The organism is Pseudotenacibaculum sp. MALMAid0570 (assembly GCF_040151415.1).
In the GTDB taxonomy this organism is placed as follows: domain Bacteria; phylum Bacteroidota; class Bacteroidia; order Flavobacteriales; family Flavobacteriaceae; genus Polaribacter.
The window spans coordinates 46,941-71,448 of record NZ_JBDKWF010000043.1; the positions used below are offsets into that span (position 1 = coordinate 46,941).

The 24,508-nt window shown below is 32.8% G+C and carries 18 protein-coding genes; 2 read left to right on the plus strand and 16 right to left on the minus strand.

Annotated features, from left to right (window positions below; translation table 11 throughout):
- The first annotated feature begins 146 nt into the window (after positions 1-146).
- Together AAON49_RS01685 and AAON49_RS01690 are read left to right on the plus strand one after the other, a co-directional pair.
- On the plus strand, positions 147-1,487 hold the full coding sequence (locus tag AAON49_RS01685) for a phosphatidylserine decarboxylase (RefSeq protein ID WP_349552168.1): 1,341 nt from the start codon (positions 147-149) through the stop codon (positions 1,485-1,487).
- 94 nt (positions 1,488-1,581) lie between these two features.
- Positions 1,582-2,628, plus strand: coding sequence for a nucleoid-associated protein (locus AAON49_RS01690; RefSeq protein ID WP_349552169.1), 1,047 nt, complete (start codon positions 1,582-1,584; stop codon positions 2,626-2,628).
- On the opposite strand, the gene AAON49_RS01695 is transcribed toward AAON49_RS01690, so the two are convergent.
- The 16 genes from AAON49_RS01695 to AAON49_RS01770 all read right to left on the minus strand — a co-directional run bounded on the left by AAON49_RS01695 (position 2,625) and on the right by AAON49_RS01770 (position 24,471).
- Positions 2,625-2,897, minus strand: a complete 273-nt coding sequence (locus AAON49_RS01695; RefSeq protein WP_349552170.1) for an STAS domain-containing protein — start codon at positions 2,895-2,897, stop codon at positions 2,625-2,627. The two genes, AAON49_RS01690 and AAON49_RS01695, sit on opposite strands and share 4 nt — an antisense overlap.
- 124 nt (positions 2,898-3,021) lie before the next feature.
- Positions 3,022-4,308 (minus strand): threonine synthase, encoded by a 1,287-nt coding sequence (gene thrC, locus AAON49_RS01700; protein WP_349552171.1) that lies wholly within the window; start codon positions 4,306-4,308, stop codon positions 3,022-3,024.
- 166 nt (positions 4,309-4,474) lie between these two features.
- Positions 4,475-5,395 carry a homoserine kinase gene (locus AAON49_RS01705; protein ID WP_349552172.1) on the minus strand — a complete coding sequence of 307 codons (921 nt, stop codon included), beginning with the start codon at positions 5,393-5,395 and terminating at the stop codon, positions 4,475-4,477.
- A 10-nt stretch (positions 5,396-5,405) separates the two neighbouring features.
- Entirely contained in the window at positions 5,406-7,847 is a 2,442-nt protein-coding gene (gene thrA / locus AAON49_RS01710) for a bifunctional aspartate kinase/homoserine dehydrogenase I (protein ID WP_349552174.1), read from the minus strand.
- 353 nt (positions 7,848-8,200) lie between these two features.
- Entirely contained in the window at positions 8,201-9,475 is a 1,275-nt protein-coding gene (argH, locus tag AAON49_RS01715; protein WP_349552175.1) for an argininosuccinate lyase, read from the minus strand.
- 15 nt (positions 9,476-9,490) lie between these two features.
- On the minus strand, positions 9,491-10,558 hold the full coding sequence (locus tag AAON49_RS01720; RefSeq protein ID WP_349552176.1) for a M20 family metallo-hydrolase: 1,068 nt from the start codon (positions 10,556-10,558) through the stop codon (positions 9,491-9,493).
- Complete coding sequence (gene argB, locus AAON49_RS01725) at positions 10,555-11,337, minus strand: acetylglutamate kinase (protein WP_349552177.1); 783 nt, start codon at positions 11,335-11,337, stop codon at positions 10,555-10,557. The genes AAON49_RS01720 and argB overlap by 4 nt, the downstream gene beginning before the upstream one ends.
- A complete protein-coding gene (locus AAON49_RS01730; protein WP_349552178.1) occupies positions 11,330-12,283 on the minus strand; it encodes a Rossmann-fold NAD(P)-binding domain-containing protein in 954 nt (317 codons plus the stop codon). The genes argB and AAON49_RS01730 overlap by 8 nt, the downstream gene beginning before the upstream one ends.
- Complete coding sequence (locus AAON49_RS01735) at positions 12,280-13,407, minus strand: aspartate aminotransferase family protein (RefSeq protein WP_349552179.1); 1,128 nt, start codon at positions 13,405-13,407, stop codon at positions 12,280-12,282. Before AAON49_RS01735 ends, AAON49_RS01730 begins: the two co-directional genes overlap by 4 nt.
- Positions 13,404-14,204: a pyrroline-5-carboxylate reductase gene (gene proC, locus AAON49_RS01740; protein WP_349552180.1), complete on the minus strand. Its 801-nt coding sequence runs from the start codon at positions 14,202-14,204 to the stop codon at positions 13,404-13,406. The genes AAON49_RS01735 and proC overlap by 4 nt, the downstream gene beginning before the upstream one ends.
- Before the next feature lie 11 nt (positions 14,205-14,215).
- The gene (gene argC / locus AAON49_RS01745) at positions 14,216-15,196 is read right to left on the minus strand and encodes an N-acetyl-gamma-glutamyl-phosphate reductase (protein ID WP_349552182.1); all 981 of its coding nucleotides are present in this window, start codon (positions 15,194-15,196) and stop codon (positions 14,216-14,218) included.
- Positions 15,193-16,374 carry an argininosuccinate synthase gene (locus AAON49_RS01750; protein ID WP_349552184.1) on the minus strand — a complete coding sequence of 394 codons (1,182 nt, stop codon included), beginning with the start codon at positions 16,372-16,374 and terminating at the stop codon, positions 15,193-15,195. Before AAON49_RS01750 ends, argC begins: the two co-directional genes overlap by 4 nt.
- A complete protein-coding gene (locus tag AAON49_RS01755) occupies positions 16,371-16,991 on the minus strand; it encodes a GNAT family N-acetyltransferase (protein ID WP_349552186.1) in 621 nt (206 codons plus the stop codon). Before AAON49_RS01755 ends, AAON49_RS01750 begins: the two co-directional genes overlap by 4 nt.
- 414 nt (positions 16,992-17,405) lie before the next feature.
- Positions 17,406-18,983: an NADP-dependent glyceraldehyde-3-phosphate dehydrogenase gene (locus AAON49_RS01760; protein WP_349552187.1), complete on the minus strand. Its 1,578-nt coding sequence runs from the start codon at positions 18,981-18,983 to the stop codon at positions 17,406-17,408.
- A 415-nt stretch (positions 18,984-19,398) separates the two neighbouring features.
- Complete coding sequence (gene pbpC / locus AAON49_RS01765) at positions 19,399-21,747, minus strand: penicillin-binding protein 1C (protein WP_349552189.1); 2,349 nt, start codon at positions 21,745-21,747, stop codon at positions 19,399-19,401.
- Between the two features lie 69 nt (positions 21,748-21,816).
- The gene (locus tag AAON49_RS01770) at positions 21,817-24,471 is read right to left on the minus strand and encodes an alpha-2-macroglobulin family protein (protein WP_349552190.1); all 2,655 of its coding nucleotides are present in this window, start codon (positions 24,469-24,471) and stop codon (positions 21,817-21,819) included.
- Positions 24,472-24,508: the final 37 nt, after the last annotated feature.

Sequence of the window (24,508 nt, forward strand, 5' to 3'; positions counted from 1 at the left end):
TTTTAATTATTAGGTACTATTTACTGTTTTTCTAATTTGGTATTTCTACTCTAGTAAAAATCTAATTATCTACTGAAATTTGAACAAAGGCGAATTCCGAAAAGCCTATTATTCAACAGAGTAGGAAATAAATTATCCTCAAGATTATGGAAACACACAAGTTAGTTGTAGAGAAATTAAAAAAACTAATGGATGCAAATCCTGAAATGAAAAGTGACTTAGATAGATCACTCCAAAAAGCCGTAGAAATTTCCAAAAACGGAGATCCTGAAAATAATATCGAGCCTCTAAATCCAGAACTTTACAAAGCTATTGACAAAGAATTAGGCTGGAAAGGATGGCCTACTTCAGCAGAAGCTTATTACGAATATTTAGACAATTATGTTCGATTGATTCCTAACGAGATTCGAGATCCAGAGTATCCTAATGCTTGGACTAGTGATGGGACCAAAAATGGGTATAATCAAAAAGTATACGATTTATTATGTCAATCTTATTGGCTTATTGATCAAAACTTAACAGAAGACCCTAATAACATCAAAACAATGCAAAGCTATCCTGAGTTTGCAGATTGGCTAGTTGACTTTGCAAAAGCATGGGGGGCATTTTTAGATACAAAAAAATCTCTTACTCCAGCAACTCTAGCTTCTTTTGAAAAGGATTCTATGTACAATATGGGATGGTACAATGGAAACAAATCTACCTGGACCACCTTCAATCAATTCTTTTATAGAGAATTTAACGGAGCTGATCCTGAAACAGGATTATCGCCTTTGAGACCAATTTCTTGTCCAAAGGATAATAGTAATGTTGTTTCTCCAGCTGATTGTACTTTCAAAGCTTGTTATCCTATTGTTGATGGAAATGTAATGTCACCAGACGGAGAGCGATTAAAACACACACATAGTATTGGGACTGTTGATGAATTACTTACAGGTGATAATATGGATGAGAAAACAAAGAAAAGAGTCTTGGAATATGCCAAAGACTTTTACGGAGGAACATTTATTCATTATTTCTTAAGTCCGTTTGACTATCATAGATTTCATACACCAATTGCAGGAAAAGTTTTAGAAATTACGCCTATTGATGGACAAGTTTATTTAAATGTTGTTTCAGGAGGTGGTCAGTTTCATGCACCAGATAATTCTGAATCTGATGATACAAAAGTAGGATATGAATTCACCCAAGCTCGCGGATTAATTATTCTTGATGGAGGTGATAAAGTAGGAAAAGTAGTTGTATTACCTATAGGAATGTGTCAAGTTTCAGGAGTCATGATGTATGATGGTTCTGATTCTTCTCTTCCTAACATAAGCAATAAGAATGTTGTAAAAGGGCAAGAATTTGGGAAATTTAGATTTGGCGGGTCAGATATTATCATGCTATTTGAAAAACCTCCAAAAGATTTATACATGTTCCAAAATGATCCTTCTCACAATCCTATACATTTTCAATACGGGCAAACGTCTGTGTATGTCAAGTAAGAGAGTTTTCTTTACATATTTTTTTAAATAATTATAAACAAAAGCGCTACAAATGTGGTGCTTTTTTTATGTTTGTTGGCTATAAAATTTAGGCATGCTTAAAACAACCAACGCATTCATATCTAGGGCAACTTTACAAAGAGTAGGAAATAAATTAAGTCAAGAGTTAAACTATAGTACTAGTGAGGAAATTCCTTTAACAGAAGATGAAGAAACTCTTTTGAAAAGCTTCTTTTTAAGCTCAATCAGATCGAGTCAAGATTTAATGAAATTTACACATCACGTAAGTTTAGATTATAATACGATTTATGACAGTAGTACTAAGTTTTTTGATAAAGAGATTAGTTTTATAGACTATTCAAATAACATCTTGAATCATTTATATGAAAAGTCTAATCATCCCCAGATAAAAACGGGGGAATTATTTGTAGTTCATTTTCAAGAACTACAGTTTCAAGAGATTACAACTGATGCTATTGGTATTTTTAAAATTGAAAAAAAGATTGATTACTTGAAATTCAATCTGGTTGAGGGTGATCTAGATTTTACGATTGGTAAAGGAGTAAAACTTCAGAAGGTTGATAAAGGTTGCCTAATTCTAAACACAGAACAATCTGATGGTTATAGAGTAATTTCTATTGATAACAATAGCTATGATGCCAATTATTGGAAAAAAGCCTTTTTAGATTTAGAGGAAGTTATGAATGATTCTTATCAAACAAAGCATCACTTAAATTTACTATCTACGTTTTCTAACACTATGGTTGAAAATAATGATACGTTTGTTCAAAAAGAATTTATGAGTCAAGGTGTTCAATTATTTAATGATCATGAGGTAATTACCAAAGATTTATTAGAGCAAGAGCTGCTCTCTCCTTTTGATGTTGTTGATTCTTACGACAATTTTAAAATACAATACAACAAAGAGAACAATGTTGATTTACAAGAACATTTTAACGTATCAATTCCTACACTTAAAAAAGAGAAAAGGAAAATAAAGAATCAGATTAATTTAGATACTAAAATTCAAATCAAACTAGACATTAGTGATGGTGACACCGTAAAAGACAACATCGAAAAAGGATTTGATGAAGAGCGCAAAATGCACTACTATAAGGTTTTCTACAATGAGGAAACTTAAGCAGACAATAAAAACTCATCATAAATATCTTTGCATCCGTATCCTATAATTGAAAAGCTTTTTCCTCTAGAAATTGATGTATAGTAGAGTGAGGTTAAAATAGAAATACCACTCTTATCAATTTTACTTACGTCGTTGATGTTTAGGATCACTCTATTAAATTTTCGGAATTGCGATTCGATATACATTTTTAGAATTTTCGCATTCAATTGGTTGATTTCTCCTTTTGCATAAAAAACATTGTTTTGATTTTCGATAAGTACAGCCATGATAAAAATTTTGTTGGTTATTATAGCCTAAAGATCGTCTTAGAATACGGAACGTTTCACTGTTTTTAGATGAATGGTAAATAACTAAAGACCAAACACTTAAAACTTAAGCTCAATAATAAATCTATCCAAAATTCAAAAACTGCTTTAGATCCTCATAAGACTTTACAGAAATCGCTCTCTTTTCTTTATCCATCACTTTTTGAATTTGACTAGGTATTTCAACTTGTACAGATAAAGTATCTTCAACCACATCAAGAAATTTTACTGGATGCGCAGTTTCTAAAAAGATTCCTAACTCATTACTGGACAGGCCATGTTTTTCAAGTCCAAGATATCCCACAGCTCCATGTGGGTCTGCAACATAACTTGTTTCATTATATATTTTTTTCATTACTTCTTTAGTCTGTTCATCAGAAAAACTATAGGAGGAAAAATGTTTTTTTATGGTCTCCAAATCGCTATTAAACAATTCCTTAATGCGAATAAAATTACTTGGGTCTCCAACATCCATTGCATTAGAGATGGTTGCTTTAGAAGGCTTTGGGTTATAATTCCCATCTTCTAAATAGTTGGGTACTGTATCATTTACATTAGTTGCTGCTATAAAATGTTTGATAGGCAAACCTAGTTTTTGGGCAACAATTCCAGCACAAATATTCCCAAAATTACCACTTGGAACCGAAAACACTATTTCTTTATTTAAATGCGCCACTTGTTTGTAAGCAAAAAAGAAATAAAACATTTGCGGCAGCCAACGAGCTACATTAATAGAATTTGCCGATGTTAATTTTCTAGAAATTTCATCATCTAAAAATGCTGTTTTTACCATATTCTGACAATCATCAAAAACACCATCAACCTCTAAAGCTGTAATATTGCTTCCTAAGGTAGTAAGCTGTTTTTCTTGAATGTCACTAACTTTACCACTAGGATAAAGAATTACAACCTTAACTCCTTTCGCATTTAAAAATCCGTTTGCTACTGCCCCTCCAGTATCTCCAGAAGTAGCAACCAAAACTGTCACTTCTTCTTCAGAACTTTGATTAAAGTACTCTAAGCATTTTGCCATGAACTTGGCTCCTACGTCTTTAAAAGCCATTGTTGGTCCGTGAAACAATTCTAACGTTGCAGTATTTTCATGAATAGGAACAACAGGAAAATCAAACGAAATTGTCTCTTTAATAATCTTTTTTAAGACATCTTCAGGAATTTCGTTTCCTACAAATTGTTTCATAGCTTCATAAGCGATTTCTTCATTAGAATAATTTTGAATGTTCTCTATAATTTCTTTTGAAATCGGTGAAATTGATTCTGGAAAATACAAACCTCGATCAGGAGCAATTCCCTTAATAACTGCCTCTTGAAAAGAAGTCTTTGGTGAATTATGATGTAAACTGTAATAGTTCATTTTGGTGTTTAGGTGTTTAGGTGTTTAGGTGTTTAGGTGTTTAGGTGTTTAGGTGTTTAGGTGTTTAGGTGTTTAGGTGTTTAGGTGTTTAGGTGTTTAGGTGAAAATATTTTTTTCTTCATCGGTATTCTTTATTCATCTTTCTTTTCTCTTTTCTCTTTTCTCTTTATAAAACTTTCATCCCATTTTGGTTGACTTTAGAAACATGAATATCAAAATCGACTTGAATATTTTCATATACTTGAGTCATTGCTTTTGCAACTTTATTTGCTATTTCTTTTCCCTTACTTAAGGCAAATACAGAAGGCCCAGAACCAGAAATTCCACTTCCTAGAGCTCCGGCTTTTTTAGAAACCTCTTTTAATCTCTGAAATTCTGGAATTAAAATAGATCGGTGAGGCTCAATAATTACATCGTGTAAGGAGCTTCCTATCAAATCGTAGTCTTCTGTATACAAACCACTAATCAAACCAGCCAAATTACCCATTTGTTTCACCATAGTTTTTAGAGGTACATTCTGTTTTAAAACCGATCTCGAATCTGCAGTTTTCACTTCAATTTGTGGATGAATAACTGTTGCATACAATTCTTCAGGACAATGGATCTTAATTACTTCTAATGGAGCGTAACTTTTTACTAATGTAAATCCACCTAACAAGGCTGGAGCAACATTGTCTGCATGAGCTGTTCCGCTCGCCAATTTTTCTCCATCCATAGCAAATGGAATTAATTCTTTTAAAGAAAATGGATTTCCTAATAATTGATTAACTCCAAATACAGCGCCTGCTGCACTCGCAGCGCTGCTTCCTATTCCGCTTCCAGGCTTAATATTTTTATAGATTTCTATTTCAAAACCAAAATCAATATCAATGTTTTTCAGCAAACTCAACACTGCTACTCCCGCTACATTTTTTTCTGTTTCTAAAGGAAGATCTTGCCCAACAATTTTGGTAATACAAACTCCTTTTTTAGCAACTTTACGAAGTACCATTTCATCTCCAACTGTATCTAAGCATAATCCAAGAATATCAAATCCGCAAGACACGTTTGCAATAGTTGCTGGCGTAAATAACTTTATTTCTTCCATCTTTTCTCTTTTAAACATTCCCTATCCTAATCACATCAGCAAAGATACCAGAAGCTGTTACTTCTGCTCCTGCTCCTGCGCCTTTTATAATCAAAGGTTGTTGAGGATATCTGTCTGTATAGAATAACACAATGTTATCACTTCCTTCAAGGTTATAAAAAGGATGAGAAGGATTTATATGTTGTAATCCTACATTGGCTTTTCCTTCTGAAAATTCAGCTACATATTTTAAGCGACAATTCTTATCATTTGCTTCTTTGTAAATGTTTTGAAAATGCGGTTCATTCTTCTCCAGAGAAGAGTAAAAAGATTCATTGTCTTTAGTTTCTAAACTATCTTTCGGTAAGAAAGAGTTGTTGTGAATATCTTCTAAAGATAATTCGTATCCGCTTTCTCTAGCTAAGATTAAAATTTTTCTAGCAACATCCACACCACTTAAGTCGATCTTAGGATCTGGTTCTGTATATCCTTCTTCTTGAGCTTTTGAAACTATATCATGAAATGTAACCTGATCATTAAAATTATTGAATACAAAGTTTAAGCTTCCTGATAAAACAGCTTGTATTTTATGAACTCTATCTCCGGAAGCAATTAAATTTTTTAAAGTATCTATAATAGGAAGACCTGCACCAACATTGGTTTCAAAAAGAAATGGAGCATTATACTTTCTGGAAACAGATTTTAATGTTCTATAATTTTCTATACTTGATGCACAAGCAATTTTGTTACAAGTAACTACAGCAATATTATGTTTTAAATAAGACTCGTACATTTGAGAAACCTTTTCATTAGCTGTGTTATCTACAAAGACACTATTACGAAGATTAATTGTTTTTGCTTTTTCTAAAAATCCATCCAAGCTAGCTTTTTCTCCTTTTTGTAATACTTCTTTCCATTCTTCTAGTTGAATTCCTTCTTCATTAAAATTCATAGTTCTTGAATTGGAAATACCAATTACTCGAAGATTCAATTTTAAGTTCTTTCTTAAATAATCTTTTTGCTGCTGGAGTTGTGCTAAAAAACGCTCTCCAACATTACCTACTCCTGTTACAAATAAATTTAGTTGTTTTATTCGCTCTTCAAAGAACCTTTCATGAAGTGTGTTCAGTGCTTTTTTTGTATCGCTTTTCTCTATAACTGCTGAAATATTCTTTTCTGAAGCTCCTTGCGCAATTGCTCTAATATTGACATTGTTTTTTCCGAGAGAACTAAACATTTTTCCACTTAATCCTTGGTGGCTTTTCATATTGTCTCCTACAAGAGCGATAATACTCATTTCACCTTCTATCAAAACAGGTTTTACTTTTTTAAGTTGAATTTCATAAGCAAATACCTCATCAACAACCTCTTTGGCTTTCTTTGCATCACTTTCATTTATTGCTAAACAAATTGATAACTCAGAGGAAGCTTGTGTAATCAGAATTACGTTTACTTTATGTAAAGAAAGTGCTTCAAAGAAACGTTTAGAAAAACCTGGAATTCCAACCATTCCTATTCCTTCTAGAGTTAACAAAGCAATATTATCTATGTGTGAAATCCCTTTAACAGGTTTGTTTTGACTCGTTTCTTTGGTAATCAATGTTCCTTTATCTTCTGGCTGAAACGTATTCTTAATAAGTATAGGTATTTCTTTTTGCAATACAGGTTGTATCGTTGGCGGATAAATAACGCTAGCTCCAAAATGAGAGAGCTCCATTGCTTCTTGATAGGAAATATGTGGAATTTCAAAAGCTTGTTTTACAATTTTAGGATTGGCAGTAAACATTCCACTCACATCAGTCCATATTTGTAATTCTTTCGCATCTAAAGCAGCTGCGTAGATTGCAGCAGAATAATCAGATCCTCCTCTACCTAAAGTTGTAGTTTTTCCTTCTATTGTTCTTGCTACAAAACCAGGTAAAATAGTAACTGTTGCTTGATGATTTTCAAAAAAATCCTTACAGTTTTTATTGGTACTACTAAAGTTGACTAATGCATTATTGTAATCATCAGAAGCAACAATCAATTCTCTACTGTCTTTATAAGAAGCATTCATCTTCTTTTTAGCAGCTTCGGCTATAATAAATGACGATAAGAGCTCGCCAAAGCTGGTGATTTTAGCTAAAGTCTTTGGTGTAAGTTCTTGTAATAAATAGCAACCTTCATAAATAGTTTCTAACTGATTAAATAGTTGTTTTACATAACTTATTACCCTACTCTGCTCTTTAATTGGAATTAACTCTTTGATGGTTTCAAAGTGATGTTCCTGCAAGGATGCTAAAATTTTCTCATAATCTTTCTTTTTTTGAGTTGCTAAATTAGCTGCATTAATTAATGCATCTGTAGTTTTACCCATAGCTGAAACTACTACTAGTAATTTCTGATCTTGAGATGTCTCCAAAACAATATTGAGGACTTTTAAAATATTTTCTGAATTTGCTACGGATGTTCCGCCAAATTTTAAAACTTTCATTTTATTTTTTTGTAAAGAATTATAATCTTATTTCTAAATAGTCTTTCTGTTTTGAAAAACTATATGTAACCTGAATATGATATGTGAAAAACAACCCCCTAAAGGGTAATTGTAATGATTGTAGTAGTAATTGCAAAAGGGAAGCGCATCATGGAAGTGATGTCTGAAAAATTATGATGCCCCTTTGAATAAATCATGGTTCAAATGTATAATTAATTTTTAGTCGGAAAAACTTTTTTTAACCTCTGAATCTATTTTTATGGAAAACCTAAAAATAAGCGCTTGATTTTGATGATTATCTATCTTTATAAAGGGTAAAGACCCTATTATTTTCATATTAACAAGTCATTACATCATTTGGGGAATTTATTCTCAATCTCAGCTAAACATAAATTATGAATACTTCCTATATGAGTGTGCTTTTTAGTCATATCTGGAATATAATTTCCATTTTCTACCGCTAATCCAATCTTTTGATAAGCTTCTCGAAAACTCATACCTTCTTCAACAAGTGTATTGATATTATCTACCGTAAATAGGTATTTGTACTTTTCATCATTCATATCAAATTCTTTCACTTGTATTTGTTTTATTGAATAATTGAAAATTGACAAAATGTTTTTCATCTCTTCAACGGCACTGATTACATTTTCTTTTAACAACTGAAAATCTCTGTGATAACCACTTGGTAGATTGTTCGTAATTAGGATCATTTCTGTTTGTAGTGCTTGTATTTTATTGCATTTACCTCTTATTAACTCAAAAACATCAGGATTCTTTTTGTGTGGCATAATACTACTTCCTGTTGTTAATTCATTTGGAAAAGAAACAAATCCAAAATTCTGACTCATGTACAAACAAATATCCATAGCAAACCTAGATAAGGTATTTGCAATGCCTCCAAGGGCCGCCGCTATAGTTCTTTCATTTTTACCTCTGCTCATTTGTGCAGCGACCACATTATATTTTAAGGTTTCAAAGCCTAACTCTTGTGTTGTTGATTCTCTATCAATGGGAAAAGAACTTCCATATCCTGCAGCAGATCCTAAAGGGTTTTGATTTACTGATTGTAAGGCTGCATTCAATAAGTAAATATCATCAACTAATGTTTCTGCATATGCTGAAAACCACAATCCAAAAGAGGAAGGCATTGCCACTTGTAGATGCGTATAACCAGGTAATAAGACACTTTTATGTACTTCTGATAAACTTAATAGTGTATCAAAAAAAGTTCTTACCAACGTCTTTATTTCTGTTAAGTTCTCTTTGTAGTATAAATGCAAAGCCACCAAGACCTGGTCATTTCTTGATCTCGCTGTATGAATTTTCTTTCCAACTTCACCGTAGTGTTGTGTTAATTCAAATTCTATTTTTGAATGCACATCTTCAAACTGGTCTTCTATAACAAAATTTCCGTCTTCTAGTTGATCTGTTAGTTTTTTCAGCCCTTCTTCTAATTGCTGTAGCTCTTCTGAACTTATAATATTGATAGATGCCAACATTTTAGCATGCGCTATCGAAGCTTGTATATCATATTTAGCAATGAATAAATCTATCTCTCTATCATTCCCTACCGTAAATTGTTCTATTTGCTGGTCTATTGAAAACCCTTTATCCCAAAGTTTCATAATTCTTTTTTCAGTTTATTTGATTACTTGTTGTAACAGTTTGATATACAAATCGATTCCTTCTTCTATTTCTTGAAGATATATGAACTCATCTGCTGTGTGCGATCTCGTACTGTCTCCTGGTCCTAACTTTAAAGAAGGACAACTTAATACCGATTGATCAGATAAAGTTGGTGATCCATAAGTTTTTCTTCCTAGAGAAATTCCTGACTGTACCAGCTCATGAGAAACTGGAATTGATGACGAATTCAACCGTAGACTTCTTGGCACTATAGAAGCACAAGGCGATTCCTGTTGTAAAATATCTGATATTTCTTGATTGCTGTACTGATCATTAACTCTTACATCGATAACAAGATCAACTTCAGCAGGAATCGCATTGTGTTGTTTTCCTGCATTGATTTGGGTTACTGTCATTTTTACATCTCCTAAACTCTCAGATGATTTCTCAAACTGATAGCTTTCAAACCATTTCAATACTTCAATGGTATTATATATAGCGTTATTGTTATTAGGATGTGCAGCGTGTCCTGGAGTTCCAGAAACTTTTGCATCAAATACAACCAAGCCCTTTTCTGCTATTGCCAATTGCATCAAAGTTGGTTCTCCAACAATAGCAACATCTACCTTAGGAATTACAGATAGCATACTATTGAGTCCATTTTGTCCGCTACTTTCTTCCTCTGCTGATGCTACTATAACCAAATTGTATTTTAAATCTTTTTGATTATAGAAATAAGCAAAGGTTGCCAACAGAGAAACCAAGCATCCTCCAGCATCATTACTCCCCAAGCCAAATAACTTTCCATCTTCTACCAAAGCCTTGAAAGGATCTTTAGTATAACCTCTATTGGGCTTAACAGTGTCATGATGCGAGTTTAATAACAATGTTGGCTTGTCTTTGTCAAAATACTTATTTATAGCCCACACATTGTTTTGCGTTCTCTGGTATTCGAGTTCATAATTTTGAAACCACTTTTCTATTTGTAATGCTGTTTTATCTTCTTCTGATGAAAAAGATGGGATTTCTATTAGTTGTTTTAACAATGCAATCGCATCATTTGTAAGTCTTTCTATTCTCATTTGTGAATTTTTGTGAACTTTATATTTTTATCAAATAACATTTCTGGTTTCCCGATGCATATTTTTTTAACCTTCTTTTCCAATGCATAAAAACAGTTATCGAGTTTCGGAATCATCCCATCTGAAATGATACCTTGCTCTTTGAATGTTATGTAGTTTTTTTGATCTATTTTCTCAATTACTGAGCTATCATCATGAATATCTTTAAGGACACCATTTTTTTCAAAACAATAGTATAACTCAACTTCAAAATCTTTTGAAAGAGCTATGGCTAATTCAGAAGCAATTGTATCTGCATTGGTGTTAAATAACTGTCCTTTTCTATCATGAGATATAGCACAAAATAAAATTGATAAATTGTTGATTAACAATAATTTAATTACACTTACTTCAACTTTTACTATATCACCAACAAATCCATAGTCAATTTCATTTACCGGTCTTTTTTTAGCAATAATAGTATTACCATCTGCTCCGGAAAAGCCAATTGTATTACAGTTATTTGCTTGCAATTGAGCAACAATATTCTTATTGATTTTCCCTGCATAAACCATCGTAATTATGTCTAAAGTTTCTGCATTTGTAACTCTTCTTCCTTCTATCATTTCTACAGGAACATTCATTTTTTTTGCCATTTTTGAAGCTAATTTCCCTCCTCCGTGGACAAGTATTTTAGGTCCTTTTAATTTCGCAAAAGATTTTAAAAAGTCTTTTAACTTCATTTGGTCATCTATAATATTCCCTCCTATTTTTATCACTTTTAGTTTCTTCTTACCCATTTTCTATACTCTTTAATTCTTCTAAAATTTTTTTCAATACAATTTGAGCTGCAAATGTTCTATTATTAGCCTGATCTATGACTATTGAGTTTTTACCATCTAGTACATTATCTTCAACGACAACATTTCTCCTTACTGGCAAACAGTGCATAAATTTTGCTGTTCCGAGTTTTTCGCTTGTAATCTTCCAATTCTCATCAGTAGATAATACCTGGCCATATTCTTGATAACTACTCCAATTCTTAGCATATACAAAATCAGCATCTTTTAATGCTTCTGGTTGATTATAGTTAACTGCAACATCTTTTGTAACTGCTGAGTTTAACTCATATCCTTTAGGATGTGTTATTGAAAAATCGACTTGTAATTCTTTCATCATACTCACAAAAGAATTTGCTACCGCTTGAGGCAATGCTTTAGGGTGTGGTGCCCATGATAGCACTACTTTTGGATTATCAGCCATTTTCAATTCTTCTATGGTTATAGCATCGGCTAGAGCTTGTAAAGGGTGAGCTGTTGCGCTTTCCATATTAATTACTGGAACTGTTGCATATTTTTGGAAATTTTTCAAAACATACTCCGATTCGTCTTTCACTTTCTCTTTTAAGCTGGGAAAAGCTCTTATAGCAATGATATCACCATATTGAGATATAACTTTAGCAGCTTCTTTAACATGTTCAGCAGTGTTTAGATTCATTATAGTTCCGTCTTCATATTCTAGACTCCATGCATTGCTAATATTTAATATCATCACATCCATTCCTAGGTTTTTTGCTGCTTTTTCTGTGCTTAACCTAGTTCGTAAGCTAGAATTAAAGAATAGCATAATCAGTGTTTTATGTTTTCCTAAAGTTTTATCTTGAAAAGGATTCTCTTTTAACTTGATAGCTTCCTTAATGGTTTTCGGAATATTTTCAATGTCACTTATATTTATATAATTCTTCATGATAATACTTCTTTTAAAGCCTCTATAAACTGATCAACATGTTCTCTTTGAATGGTTAAAGGCGGTAAAATTCTTAATACGTTTGGGTTTTTAGCACTTCCTGTAAAGATGTGATGTTTGAATATGAGGTCTTTTCTCATCTGAGCAACAGGAAAATCAAATTCTAACCCAAGCATTAGACCTCTTCCTTTTATCGCTTTTACTTTTGGTAATGATTTAGCTTTCTTAACAAAGTATGTTGAAATTTCTGAAGCGTTTTTTAGCAATCTTTGTTTCTTAAGAATATCAATAACCGATAATGAAGCTACGCAAGCTAAGTGATTACCCCCAAAAGTAGTTCCTAACAAACCGTGGGATGCTTTTATGTTAGGGTGAATAAGAATTCCACCTATAGGAAAACCATTTCCCATTCCTTTTGCCATTGATATAATATCTGGTTGTATTTTATGCTTTTGAAAAGCAAAAAAGTCGCCAGTTCTCCCAAAACCACTTTGAATTTCATCTACAATGAATAAAGCTCTGTACTTCTTACAAAGCCTCTCTAAGCCTTTGTAAAAGCTAGAAAAACTTTCATCTAATCCTCCTATTCCTTGAATACATTCGACAATAACAGCGCATACATCTTCTTTTTGCAACGCTCTTTCTACTCCATATAAATCACCCAAATCAAACAACTCAACTTCTTGTTGTGCATTGATAGGCGCAATTATTTTCTGATTATCTGTAGCAGCAACGGCTGCAGATGTTCTTCCATGAAAACCATTTTTAAATGCAATTACTTTCTTCTTATTGATATGAAAAGAGGCCAATTTTAATGCATTTTCGTTAGCTTCTGCTCCAGAATTACATAAGAATAATTGATAATCTTTGCATCCTGAGATTTTCACAATCTCATCTGCTAATTGTTCTTGCAATGGATTTTGAATAGAGTTGCTATAAAAAGCTAACTCATTTAATTGTTTGGCAATATTATATACATATGTTGGATGTGAATGACCAATAGAAATAACTGCGTGGCCACCATATAAATCAAGGTATGGTGTATTATCTTCATCATACACATATACATCTTTTGCTTTTACTGGAGTGATATCAAAAAGCGGATACACGTCAAATAAACTCATAACTGTTCGGTTTTTATATTGTTAATTTTTTGAAAGGATGCTACCATACCTTGGATTAGAGATGAACTTAAACCTTTGTGTTCCATCTGATTAAGACCTTCAATGGTACAGCCTTTTGGTGTAGTTACTTTATCTATTTCTTGTTCTGGATGATTTCCTGTTGCAATCAATAAGCTAGCGGCACCTTCACAGGTATTCATAGCTAGTTCTTGTGCTTCTTTAGCATCAAAGCCTAACTGAATAGCTGCTTGTGTGGTAGCTCTTATCAATCGCATCCAAAAAGCAATTCCGCTTGCACAAACTACTGTAGCTGCTTGCATCTGACTTTCAGGAATAGTTATTGAAGTCCCTAATCTGTTAAAAATAGATTCAGCAATTTTAATTCTGTCGAAACCTTTTTCATTACTACATAAACATGTCATTGATTTTCCAACTGCAATTGCTGTATTGGGCATCGCTCTAATAATAAATTGATCTTGACCTACAATTGCTTCTATCTTATCTATAGAAAATCCAGTAATAGTAGATATCAACACGTGTTTGTTGGTAAATAAATCTTTACTCTTTAGAAGAATGCTTTCTAAATGCCTTGGTTGTACAGCAAATATGATGATGTCGGATTTTTCAATTGCTGTTCTATTATCTGTAGTGAGGTAAACGTTTTTATATCCTTCAAACTCATGTATAGACTCTAAATTTCTCTTTGTTAAATACAAAGAGGTAATTGCATTGGTATTAATGAGTCCTTTTGCTATTGAACAACCTAAATTTCCTGTTCCTATAATGACTATTTTCATTTCAATTCTTTTTAAAAATATGTTCCTTTTAACTTCAATCCTTCTTTTTCTTCTAGCCCAAACATGAGGTTCATGTTTTGCACTGCTTGTCCTGATGCTCCTTTTAACAGGTTATCTATACAGCTAGTGATTAATAGTTTGTTTTGATACTTATGAAGATGAATCAAACATTTGTTTGTATTTACTACTTGTTTTAAATGCAATTCGTTTTCTGACACAAATGTGAATGCTGAATCTTTGTAATAATTTTCATAGAGTTTTTTGGCGTCTTCTAAACTTCCTGAATACTCTGTATAAGTAGTTGCATATATTCCTCTTGAAAAATTTCCTCTGTTCGGCATAAAGTTTAAATCGAAATCAAAATTTTCTTGCAATTGTTTTACTGTTTGATTGATTTCTCCTAAATGTTGATGTGTGAAAGGTTTGTAGTAAGAGAAATTGTTGTCTCTCCATGTAAAATGAGTTGTTTTAGACAACGACACACCTGCTCCTGTAGCTCCTGTTACAGCATTGATATGAACATCATTCTGTAACAAACCTTTTGAGGCTAATGGTAAAATGGCTAATTGTAAAGCGGTTGCAAAACAACCTGGGTTTGCTACATAAGTAGCTTTTTTGATTTTATCTTTCTGTAACTCTGGAAGTCCATACACAAATTCTTTTCCTTGAAAAATAGCATTAGCGTTTAATCTAAAGTCATTACTTAAATCAATGATTTTAGTTATTGGTGAAAAAGAATATTGCTCTAAAAAGCTTTTAGAATTTCCGTGTCCTAAACATAAAAACAACACATCTATATCTGGTTTTATTTCACTTGAAAAAACTAAATCTGTACTGCCTATTAAATCTTGATGCACATTACTGACCTGGTTTCCAGCATTGGAGGTACTGTAAATAAAATTGATATGCACTTGTTTGTGATTGATTAATATTCTAATCAGTTCACCAGCAGTATAACCTGCTCCTCCTATGATTCCTACTTGTAGTTTCATTTGTTTATACTTTGATAAATTTTACTCTGGTTACCGTAAATTTTTATAAACCCTTTGGCTTCACCTGCAGTCCATCCTTTATTTTCTTCTCCGTAACTTCCAAAATCTGCATTCATTAAATCGTGTTTGGAAACAATTCCATCTAAAGAGAAATGATATGGTTTTAGTGTAATTGTTACTTCTCCGGAAACATATAGCTGACTACTTTCTAGAAAAGATTCAAAGTTTCTCATAACAGGATCTAGAAACAATCCTTCGTGTAAATGTGTACCATACCAATTGGCCAGATAATCTTTGTGTTGCAGCTGCCATTTTGTAAGTGTATGCTTTTCTAGCAAGTGATGTGCTTTTATAATAATAGAAGCTGCTGCTGCTTCAAAACCTACTCTACCTTTAATTCCTACTATAGTGTCACCTACATGAATATCTCTCCCAATAGCGTATTTAGAAGCGAGATTGTTAAGATTTTCAATATTGTCTTGCGGTAACCCCTCTTGATTGTTTACAGCAACTAATTCACCTTCTGAAAAAGTTAGCTTTACTTTTTCTTCGCCTTTTTTTTCTAATTGTGATGGATAGGCTTCTTCAGGTAATGCTTGGTAAGATGTTAGTGTTTCTTCTCCTCCAACGCTTGTACCCCACAATCCTTTATTGATAGAATATTTTGCCTTAGACCATGAAAGTTTAATTCCTTTTGATTCTAAATATTTAATCTCCTGCTGTCTTGTTAGCGCTTGATCTCTTATTGGAGTAATAATCTCAATTTCTGGAGCTAAGGTCTGAAAGATTAAATCGAATCGTACTTGATCGTTTCCTGCACCTGTACTTCCATGCGCTATATAATCAGCATTAATTTTCTTTGCATACTCTATAATTTTAATAGCTTGAATAATTCTCTCTGCACTTACCGACAAAGGATACGTATTGTTCTTTAAGACATTACCATAAATCAAATACTTAACTACTTTTTGATAATAGGTATCAATTGCATTGATGTTCTGATAAGTAGATACCCCCATTGCATAGGCCTTCTTTTCAATTTCATTGATTTCAATTTGGGAAAATCCACCTGTATTCACACTTACTGCATGTACGTCATATCCTAAATCTTTAGAGAAATAAACTGCACAGTATGAAGTATCTAATCCGCCACTATAGGCTAACACGAGTTTTTTCATGAGTTCTTTTTATTCTTTTTTAGAAATGTATTTTGTTTGATTCTTTTTAATCTTTTAAACACATTCTCTTTTACTTTCTTTTTGTTTTTTACTTCTGAGTTTGGATCATAAAGCATTCCTGTACACAAGCACATGCTTTGTGAAGTTCTTTGTAAGACATCATAATTTTTGCAAGTTTGACAGCCTTTCCAAAAGGATTGATCTTTTGTTAATTCTGAAAATGTAACAGGCTTGTACCCTAATTCGCTATTCATTTTCATTACAGGCAATCCTGTGGTAATACTAAAAACCTTAGCTTCTGGAAATTTGGTTCTTGAGTGTTCAAACACTTTCTTTTTGATGAGTTTAGCAACACCTTTGCCTCTATAATTTGGGTGGACAATTAACCCAGAATTTGCTACAAACTTTCCATGATCCCATTTTTCTATGTAGCAAAACCCTACAAAATTATTTCCATCTAATGCAATTACTGCATTTCCGTTTTTCATTCTGGTTATGATATACTCAGGAGTTCTTCTAGCGATACCAGTTCCTCTAACATTTGCAGAATCTTCAATGGTTTTGCAGATAATATCTGCGTAGATACTATGTGATTTATCAGCAATAATGATTTCCATTATTCTTGATTTTTTTGTTATTAACTTACTTATGTGATGATTGGAATCAGAACCGGACTCACCTAGAGTTCCATAAAATAGAAGACACCCTTACGGGCGACGCGGGAAAAAGCGACGTACGCAGTTTGAGTTATTTTGAAAAATAACTTGAGATAAAATAGGAAATATGTGAAATGTTGTGTTCAATTTGATTTTAAATAAAATAGTAATACTTCGTTGCTGTTTTTGATGAAGAATTAGCGGCGACGGCGTGCGGGGTTCGCGGGTACTATTTTATATTGACTTAAAATCATGGGGTAAAATTATAAATTAATTTGAATTTACAACTCGTAGATTGATTTTTTTTGAAAGATTTAGCAACTTGAAAAAAAAGCAGGCTGAAATTTATGAATCTTCAATTTTTCAGCCGTCTTTTTATAAAATATAATCAGTACTAATAAAATTAGATGTCTTCTTTTCTAACAATTCTTCAAGAATTGCATTGTTATATTCATTGTCTTTAGAGGCTACAAAGGTTCTAATGGAAAATGATCGTAATGCATCATGCACACTTAATGTACTTACAGCAGAATCTTTTCTTCCTGTAAATGGATAAACATCTGGACCTCGTTGGCATGAGCTGTTTAAATTTACTCTACATACTAAGTTGACCAAACTATCTATTAATGGAGATAAGGTTTCTATATTCTTTCCAAATAAACTTACTTGTTGTCCGTAATTAGAATCAGCAATATCATCTAGAGGCTTATCGATATCCTTAAAGGGAACGATAGGAACAATGGGGCCAAATTGCTCTTCATGGAATAAACGCATCTCTTTTGTTACAGGATACATCACAGCAGGATAAATATAATTATCTGTCGTCTGTCCTCCTTTTTCATTTAAAATAATAGCTCCTTTTTCTGTTGCTTCATCAATCAATTCTTGAATATAAGCTGGTTTGTCTGGCTCTGGTAGCGGTGTTAATTTTACACCTTCTTCCCAAGGATTTCCAAATTTCAATTGATCTACACGTTCACTAAATCGCTTGTTAAATTCATCAACAATGTCTTCATGCACATATAAAACCTTTAAGGCTGTACATCGTTGTCCATTAAAAGACAGTGATCCTGTTAAACATTCTTCAATAGTAAGGTCAAGATCTGCATCGGGTAATACAATAGCTGGATTTTTTGCTTCCAATCCAAGAACTAAACGAAGTCGATTACTCTTAGGGTGAAGAATTTGTAAGGCTTTAGCTGTAGAACTATTTCCAATTAGAGCCAATACATCTACTTTTCCTGACTTTAAAATTGGAGTTGCCAATACTCTACCTCTACCGTAGATAATATTAACAACACCTTTTGGAAAGCTGTTTTGAAAGATCTCAATCAAAGGAGACATTAATAGCACACCAAATTTAGCCGGCTTAAAGATTGTTGTATTCCCCATAATTAAAGCAGGGATCAATAGACAAAAAGCTTCATTTAAAGGGTAGTTATATGGTCCTAAACATAAAACAACTCCTAAAGGACCTCTTCTGATATGTGCATGGATTCCACCTTCTTTGTGAAACTTAGCACTATCTCTATCCATTTGCTTGTAATCTTCTATTGTATCGTAGATATAATCAATAGTTCTATCAAACTCTTTTTGTGAATCTGCTAGTGTTTTTCCTATCTCCCACATTAATAGTTTTACTACTTCTTCTCGCTTTGTTTTCATCTGCTCAGTAAACTTTTCTAAACATGCGATTCGTTCGTCAACCTTCATTGTTGGCCATAATCCTTTTCCTCTATCATAAGCTTTGCTGGCTGCATCTAATGCATCCATCGCTTCTTGTTCTCCTAACTGAGGAATAGATCCAAGCAAAGTAGGTTTATATTCATTTGTAGATGATATTGTAGAATAAACATTGGCAGTATCTCCAAACCAAGCTTTCAGTTCTCCATTAACCAAATAGTTTTTTTGTTCTACAATGTTTGTGATTTTATAATCTTCTGGTATGCCCATTATTGATTTTGTTATTGATCTATTCAATTAAATTGAATGTGTAAAGTTAGTAAATATTGATGCGAAAAATGTTAATTATTCCGTTGTAATTATAGATATTTCTAATATTACTATTTCGAATAATCATTGTTTATTTCTGACAATTTCTACCACTTTATTTGTTTTCATTTTTGACTTATCAACTACGAATGTTAGATAAAAAATGCTTATAACCAAATTGCACTATGAATTCGAATTTTCGAAAACGATTTCTCCTCAAAAACAGATAATAACAAAATGAGGCATCTACTAAGAAATCAATATTTTAAAGGTTTAAATCCTAGTATTCAATGAGAAGAATCTCTTTTTTTTGTCAATGCTTTATAGAATTGATAATTCTTTGACTTTTTAATATCTTCTTTGAGAAAAAAATTAATTACGTCTTAATTTCTATCACTTTCTTTAATTCATTTCCATGATCGTCTACAACGGTAATTGTATATTTTCCCTCTTTAGGTTGTAAAGCAAATTCATGAAACTGTTGAGTTTTTCCAAGATAAGTATCATTTAAATACCAAAACAAGGTTGCTTCATGATCTGTATGCGCCACTTTTAGTATTACATCGTTCTTTTTTCCATTGAAATCTCTAGGAAGATAAATTTTTGTCTGTTCTTTAGGATAAATAAAAGCTATTGATTCTTCGCTTGTATTGATACAGGATTCTTTAAAATCGGGAAGTTTCTTATACAATGGATGCTTTTCTTGATAATAATGTTCTAATACTGGCGGTAAAACAAACCAAGATTTTTGAACAATTTTATCTGCATTTTCACAAGATGTATTTACTAGAAATTGCTCTGTTTGATCCAAATTTACAATTCTATGATAAGGACAAGGTTCTGATCTAAGTCCTGTAACCGCAATAGCCATTGATTTTTTATCTTCACAAATCCCTGTAGCTCTATATCCGCTTTTAGTACAAACCTCTATATCTACCATTTCATTATAGGGTGCAGTAAACCATTTACTTTTCGGAAGTTTATCAAATACATCAAATAAAATTGGAGCTGCTGTTTGCACACCCACCAAACCAGGTCTTCCTTCACCATCTGCATTTCCAACCCAAACTCCTACAACATAATCTTGAGTGGTACCAATTGCCCATGCATCTCTAAACCCAAAACTTGTTCCTGTTTTCCAAGCAATTTGTTTTGATGAATCAAAGTATTGCCAATTCTGATCATCACCAGGTCTGTAAACTTCTTTCAAGCTCTCAAAGGTCAAATACATAGAAGCAGCGTTGAGTATATTTTTTTCTTCTTGTTTTTTCCCAAAATCTACTTTCTCTCCATACACATATATAGGTTCACAAAACTCATTTGAAAAGTATTGCATAGATCCTTCATAATGATTAATTGTAGATGCAAAGGCTGCATAATTTTTACACAGGTCCCATAGATTACTTTCTGCACCTCCAAGTATTAATGATAAACCATAATGATTAGCTGATTGTTTCATCGTAGTGAAATTCATTTGTTGCAAATAATCATGAAGTTTATCTGTTCCAAAAGTTTGTAACATCTTTACAGCAGGAATGTTCAAAGATCGTGACAAAGCTTTTTTAGCAGGAATTGCCCCTGCATAATCTTGATTAAAATTTTCGGGCTTATAAGTTCCTATCTGTGTAGGAATATCTGGAATCAATGTTTCTTGTAAAATATCACCATTATCCAACATAGCTCCGTATAAGAAAGGTTTTAAAATACTTCCTGTGCTTCTAGGCTTATCTATTATATCAACATCTTTCTGATGATCTCTTGTTGTTGGAGTGTTTCCAACATAGGTTAACACTTCACGAGTTTTTACATTCAAAACTAAAATAGCTGCATTATATATTTCGTTTTGCGCCAAATGCGTGTAATGCGACTTCACTACTTTATTTACCTGTTGCTGTAAATCATAAGCAATGGTAGTTTTTACCAATTGTCCTTCTTGTTTCTTACTAATTTTCTGCAACAGATGAGGAGTGATTTGTGGTATTGCGTAAGGTTTAGAAGGAATTTCTTCTTGAATAGATAGTTTGTAAGTTAAAGAATCAATAATTTCTTTCTCTAATAGTTTTTTGAGTAAGCGATTTCTCTTCTTTAATAATTTTTCCTGATTTTTACCTGGATAGATTAATGTTGGTGCATTGGGTAAAATAGCTAAAGTGGCAGCTTCTGCCCATGATAAATTGTGGGGGCTTCTATTAAAATATCGCCAAGAAGCCGCTTCTAATCCTACTACATTTCCTCCAAAGGGAGCATTGTTTGCCCATAAGGAAAGAATTTCTTCTTTACTTTCTCTTAATTCTAATCGAGTGGCAAGAATAATTTCCTTAAACTTTTCAAAATAGGTGCGTTGAGTTCTTTTTCTAGACAAACGAATAACTTGTTGGGTGAGTGTACTACCTCCTCTAACAATTTTACCTGCTTTTCTATTCTGCTGAAAAGCTTTGTATATTGAAACAGGATTAAATCCTGGATGTTTGTAAAAGTGTTCATCTTCAAATAAGATTAAACAGGTTTTGAATTTCTCTGGAACACTGTTGTTTTCTGGAAATCTCCATTGTCCATCTTTAGCAATTTTTGCTCCTAACAGTTTATCTTCTCTACTAAGTACAACTGTTGAAGTTGGCTCATTAAACAGTTCACTTGGCAAACAAAAAGCATACACTATTAACACAATGGTTAGTATTGATAACTTTATCTTGTGTTTTTTGATATATGCTTTGTTAATTTTCATTATTACAACAATTAAGATGAACCGATGTTGAGATTTCTCTCTTCAATCGTAGTTCTTTATCCTTTTCCTTTACTTCTTCACTTCTATCCAACTTCCTTTAGTTCTAACCAAATAATCGTTATCATACATCGCTTCTACTTGTAATCCAGGTAAATAATATTTTCCTAGGTAAGAAGCATTTAACAATACTTGAAAGGTTTTTTGTCCGTTTCCTGTTCCTTTTCGACCTAAATCGAAATAGAAATTAACACGATCATCTCTAATATCTGTATATCTTGCTTTACTGGTTACTGTATTTCCAAAATCTGTAAATCGTGTATTGACAATTTCCCAACCGGAAGGAAATATCTGTGTGAGCGCAATATCTTTTACGCTTTCATCTTTTAGGTTTTTAACGATAACCGTTGCCATAAAATCTTGTCCCTGTTCTAGTTTTGTTATATCTAAAGGAATTCCGTTAGGTAATGCATAAGTAACTTCTGCACGAAACCCTCGATTGATTGGTAACTCATTTCCAAGCGGTAATTTTCCCTTATTAACAACACTTACATATACAGTGTTTTTTTCAATATTTTTTAGTTGTATTTGATTTTTCCCTTCAGTTACTTGTAAGGTTCTTTCAACTATGGTTTTTGAGGAAGTTATTTTGTCTCTCTTTCCTTTAAAGTTGTATTCGATTTGAATAGATTTCCCTCCATTTTTCACCAGCATTTTTCCCATAGACAATAAACTATAGGCAGTAGTTTGTGTACTCATCCATTGATTGGAAGATAAATTTTTTGCTATAGATTTGGCAAAATCAAAAGTTCTTTCATCTTCTAAAAGGAGCATCGTTTCTAATGCCATGGCTTTATTTCTAGTTACAGAACCATAGCTGTAAGAATAACTTCCATTATGAAATTCTATCGATGCAGTATTTGCTAATTGTCTGCTTGCTTGTTTTTGACCTACTAATGCATAAGCTGCCGCCAATCTCCATTTTGCATCATTGGAAATTCTATCATACTCGCGCAAACGGTTCATTGCACCTAAATCTGGGTTTCCAGATAATGCTAAAGTATATAACCTATAAGCTTGATTTAAGTCGCTATAACCATCATAACTGGGTTTCCAGTTTCTTGCTGCTTCTTTTTGATAGCGTACCCAATTAGATTTGAATGAGAATGGTAATACATATCCTTTTTTCTCGGCCTCTATCATGAAATGACCGGCATAACTAGAACCCCAATCATTTGAATCTGTTTCACCAATCCAATAACTCATGCCACCATTAGGTCTTTGAAAATGTCCTAATCTTTCTACTCCTTTTTTGATATTTCGTTCTATTTGAGCTTTTTTCTTACTACTAAGGTCAAAAAGATCATTCATATACAACTGAGGAAAAACGCTTGAGGTAGTTTGTTCTACACATCCATGAGGATACTGTATTAAGTATTCTAATCTTCCATCAAAATTTACTGGCGGAACTGACGCTATTTGAACTATAGCACTGTTAGTTCCTGAAACTCCAAACGTATTAAAGTCAATGGTAATTTCTTCATTTGAACCTATCGTTTTATTGATCAACTTTGAAGTAATGGGATTTGGGTTTTCTACATCAATTTCTACATTGTATTTAGCTGTTTTCAATCCAGATTTGGCAATAACATTGATGTTTTTAATCCCACTAGCTTTGCTAACATCTAATTTAAAATAAGCCATTTGCTCTCCCGTTTTATTAAATGCGAGCAATGCTTCTTTTTTTCCAAGAATCTCTATTCCGTCACTTAACTGTAATTGTACTGACACATTTTTAATTTGATTGTCAGTTGCAAAAACTGTTACAGGTAAGGTTACCTGTTCACCTGGACTTAATTTTCTTGGTAGTGTTGCCAATACCATTAATGGTTTTTTCACAGTTACCGATTTTTCTGCATTACCATAAGCTTCTTTTGTTCCATTTCCAGCAACTATCATTGTTCTTACTGCTCCTATATAATTAGGTAAAGTAACCTTATGCTTTCTTTGTCCTGAATTGAGTGTAAAAGGTCCTAAGTATTTTACCACAGGTTTAAATCGATTGGCTTTTCTATTTTTAGCAGCTGAAGAAGTACCGTCACCACCTATGGCAAAAACTTGATCTATACTTCCAGAATATGCTCCGATCACATCGTCATAAATATCCCAAGTTCTGACTCCCAAAGCTTCTCTAGCATAAAACGTATTGTAAGGATTAGGAGTTTTGAATCTAGTGAGATCTAACAGGCCTTCTTCTACAATTGCCAGTGTATAAGTCATTGATTTATTTTGTTTTTCAGAAACTATGATCTCAAATTCTTTTTCTGGCTCAACAGATTTTGGCATTAAGATTACTGGTTCTAATCTGGTATTAGGGTCTTCAACCTTTATAGGAATGGTTCCGTATAAACGTATAGGAAGGTCATTCTCTACTTTGGAATGTGGTTGTAGTAAAGAGATATTAACAAAAAAGTTAGGTGTCATCTTTTTTGTAATAGGAATTTCTACTATTGTTTTTCCTTTTTGTGTATTCACCCATTGATGCTGAATCACTTCACTCACATTCTCTAAGCTTATTAGTGCTTTGGCCACATGCGCAGATGGAAAGGTAATTTTAGCTGTTTCTCCAACTTGATAACTTTTCTTATCAGAATTAAAGATGAGCATTTTGGCTGCTTCTTTATCATCTGTAGGTGAGTTTTCCCACCAATTATCATAGAAATACAATGTTCTTCCTGTGGCATGACCACTTGATGGATCGATA

Excerpts from the sequence above, each read along its gene's own strand:
- thrA (WP_349552174.1), bottom strand. The coding sequence starts at position 7,847 with ATGAAAGTTTTAAAATTTGGCGGAACATCCGTAGCAAATTCAGAAAAT.
- argH (WP_349552175.1), bottom strand. The coding sequence starts at position 9,475 with ATGAAACTTTGGGATAAAGGGTTTTCAATAGACCAGCAAATAGAACAA.
- pbpC (WP_349552189.1), bottom strand. The coding sequence starts at position 21,747 with ATGAAAATTAACAAAGCATATATCAAAAAACACAAGATAAAGTTATCA.
- argB (WP_349552177.1), bottom strand. The coding sequence starts at position 11,337 with ATGGGTAAGAAGAAACTAAAAGTGATAAAAATAGGAGGGAATATTATA.
- AAON49_RS01760 (WP_349552187.1), bottom strand. The coding sequence starts at position 18,983 with ATGGGCATACCAGAAGATTATAAAATCACAAACATTGTAGAACAAAAA.
- AAON49_RS01750 (WP_349552184.1), bottom strand. The coding sequence starts at position 16,374 with ATGAAAAAACTCGTGTTAGCCTATAGTGGCGGATTAGATACTTCATAC.
- AAON49_RS01695 (WP_349552170.1), bottom strand. The coding sequence starts at position 2,897 with ATGGCTGTACTTATCGAAAATCAAAACAATGTTTTTTATGCAAAAGGA.
- AAON49_RS01730 (WP_349552178.1), bottom strand. The coding sequence starts at position 12,283 with ATGAAGAATTATATAAATATAAGTGACATTGAAAATATTCCGAAAACC.
- AAON49_RS01720 (WP_349552176.1), bottom strand. The coding sequence starts at position 10,558 with ATGAGAATAGAAAGACTTACAAATGATGCGATTGCATTGTTAAAACAA.
- AAON49_RS01735 (WP_349552179.1), bottom strand. The coding sequence starts at position 13,407 with ATGAGTTTATTTGACGTGTATCCGCTTTTTGATATCACTCCAGTAAAA.
- thrC (WP_349552171.1), bottom strand. The coding sequence starts at position 4,308 with ATGAACTATTACAGTTTACATCATAATTCACCAAAGACTTCTTTTCAA.
- AAON49_RS01685 (WP_349552168.1), top strand. The coding sequence starts at position 147 with ATGGAAACACACAAGTTAGTTGTAGAGAAATTAAAAAAACTAATGGAT.
- AAON49_RS01755 (WP_349552186.1), bottom strand. The coding sequence starts at position 16,991 with ATGGAAATCATTATTGCTGATAAATCACATAGTATCTACGCAGATATT.
- AAON49_RS01705 (WP_349552172.1), bottom strand. The coding sequence starts at position 5,395 with ATGGAAGAAATAAAGTTATTTACGCCAGCAACTATTGCAAACGTGTCT.
- argC (WP_349552182.1), bottom strand. The coding sequence starts at position 15,196 with ATGAAACTACAAGTAGGAATCATAGGAGGAGCAGGTTATACTGCTGGT.
- proC (WP_349552180.1), bottom strand. The coding sequence starts at position 14,204 with ATGAAAATAGTCATTATAGGAACAGGAAATTTAGGTTGTTCAATAGCA.
- AAON49_RS01690 (WP_349552169.1), top strand. The coding sequence starts at position 1,582 with ATGCTTAAAACAACCAACGCATTCATATCTAGGGCAACTTTACAAAGA.